We start from the raw sequence: 2,449 nt of genomic DNA, 5'->3' as shown, positions 1-2,449 counted from the left end.
TCCCCCGTCAACCGCGTCGACAACGCATACGGCGACCGAAACCTCGTATGCACATGCCCACCAATGACAGAATACGAAGACGCCGCTGAGTGAAACCCGTGTCTGTCCGATCCGTCAATTCGCCTGACGGATCGGATTTACACCCTGAGGGCAGCGCCAATCGGGGCGCTGCCACGCCCAAATCGTCGGAGGAACAATGAAACACTATGTCCTCGCAAATGATCACGCCAATCTGTCTGGAACGGAGCCTGAGGCACCCGAAAGATTGAAACATATCGATGTCATTCTCAACGGTGAAGCGGCTATGGCGTCAGCTGGAATGGTCATCGAATTCTATCAGGCGTTAAACACTCTGGCCGAAAACTGCACCTATGTGGTCAACCTTCGTGTCGCTGGCTCGGAACCTGCGGGTGGACCGTTATACTGGGCCGGACGAACGGCGATTTTCTGGGGAGATCTGGAGAACATCTGGTCCATTCCACATTCGCGCAGATTCTGGGTATCGCAGGTCCTGAACCTGTCTTCGCGGGTTGTTCTGGTCGGCGGCGCGGTGCTGCTTCTGCCGCAACTCGGAAGAACAGGCCGGAACACCGTTGCTGTCCACCCGAATTTCGCAGCCGCTGCACTGGAGGGCGGGCTGGAAGATTGTGGCACCGGCACGCATCTGGCCGCAGACGGGTGCGCCCATAGCGCAACCACCCGGTTAAGCGCGCTGCGCCTGCTGTCAGAATTTGTGTCGATCGACCACGGGGAACATATCGCGGACATACTGCGCGGATACATTGGACTGACGGAACCCACACAAAAGCACGGCAGCACGCTTGCCGCCCGTCTGGTGCACCGTGCAAAAGGTGATCAGCTTGTCATGCGCACGCTGGATGCGATGCAGGAAAACATCGAAGATCCTTTGACGATCTCGGAACTTTCCAATGTACTCAGGACCTCGACCCGCCAGTTACAGCGAAGGTTTCTAAGCAAAACCGGTGCGAAACTTTTGTCGACCTACAAAGAGCTACGGCTGGAGCGGGCGCAGAGCCTTTTACAATTCACCAACATGTCGCAGATCGAAATCTCGACAGCGACCGGCTTTTCATCGACTGTCGCGCTGAAACGCGCCTTTCAACGCAGCTTTGACGTCAGCCCGGACGAAATTCGGAACAAGCGATTTCTGGGGACGGCCGCCCCGGAACACGGATAACCTTTCGCGTTGGTCTCGTGATCCACCAGTCAACGCAGCACCGAGCCCGCGTGGACAATGCGCCCACGCAGGTCGGGTTTGGTGCAGGCGATCAGGCCGCAGCGATCTGACTGGCCTTTTCAACCAGTACTTCGGCCTGCCGGATCGAGGCATAATCGATCAGACGACCATCCAGAGACACGGCACCTTTTCCGTCTGCCTCGGCCTCGGCCATGGCGACAAGGATACGCCGTGCCTTGGTAACTTCGGCATCCGAGGGCGACATCACCTCATTGGCAAGTGCGATCTGGCTGGGGTGGATGGCCCATTTGCCCTCGCAGCCCAGAACGGCGGCACGTTTTGCTGCGGCCTTGTAACCGTCGGGGTCCTGAAAATCGCCAAAAGGCCCGTCGATGGGGCGCAACCCGTTGGCGCGCGCCGCAACCACCATGCGGGCAAGGGCATAGTGCCACATGTCGCCCCAGTGGGTCAGGCGGCCGCCGTCGGCATCCGGGTCGGTCAGAACCGAATAATCCGGGTTCACGCCCCCGATGATTGTGGTTCGCGCGCGGGTTGAGGCGGCATAATCCGCGACACCAAAATGAAGGCTTTCATTGCGCTTTGATGCAGCCGCAATCGCGCTGACATTCTGCATACCAAGCGCGGTTTCGATGATGTGTTCGAACCCGATCCGTTTCTTGTATCCCTTGGCGTCTTCGATCTGGGTCACCAGCATGTCGACTGCATATACATCTGCGGCTGTCCCGACCTTGGGGATCATGACCAGGTCCAGACGCTGGCCCGCCTGTTCGACAACATCCACGACGTCCCGATACATGTAATGGGTGTCCAGACCATTGATCCGGACCGACATGGTCTTGTTGCCCCAGTCGATATCATTCAGAGCCTGAATAATGTTCCTGCGCGCCTGCTCCTTTTCATCGGGCGCGACGGCGTCTTCCAGATCGAGGAAGATGACATCCACGTCCGATTTCGCAGCCTTCTCAAACATTCCGGGCTGGCTGCCGGGCACGGCAAGCTCGCTGCGGTTCAGGCGGGCGGGGGCTTGTTCAATTGGATGAAAGCTCATGGTTGGGACCTTTCGGCTTACAGGTTCGGGTATATGGGGAAGCGGTTGCAGAGGTCTGCGACCTGTGCGCGGACGCGGGCTTCGACTTCGACGTTGCCGTCTTCGCCGTTGGCGGCCAGGCCGTCGACCACTTCGATGATCCAGTCGGCGATCTGGCGGAACTCGGCCTCGCCAAAGCCGCG

General features: G+C 58.8%; 2 protein-coding genes and 1 pseudogene. 1 reads left to right on the top strand and 2 read right to left on the bottom strand.

Annotated features, from left to right (window positions below; translation table 11 throughout):
- Positions 1–196: 196 nt before the first annotated feature.
- Entirely contained in the window at positions 197–1,198 is a 1,002-nt protein-coding gene (locus tag ACR0M9_RS21020) for a helix-turn-helix domain-containing protein (RefSeq protein ID WP_480774595.1), read from the top strand.
- Between the two features lie 91 nt (positions 1,199–1,289).
- Here the strand turns inward: ACR0M9_RS21020 and ACR0M9_RS21015 are convergent, their stop codons facing one another.
- Entirely contained in the window at positions 1,290–2,267 is a 978-nt protein-coding gene (locus tag ACR0M9_RS21015; protein ID WP_480774594.1) for an HpcH/HpaI aldolase/citrate lyase family protein, read from the bottom strand.
- Between the two features lie 17 nt (positions 2,268–2,284).
- Positions 2,285–2,449: pseudogene (glyA, locus tag ACR0M9_RS21010) on the bottom strand (serine hydroxymethyltransferase); the annotation flags it as partial.

Source organism: Ruegeria sp. CH2, assembly GCF_056537065.1.
The sequence above is the reverse complement of the archived record's forward strand: the minus strand, read 5'-3'. Positions and strand labels throughout refer to the sequence as shown.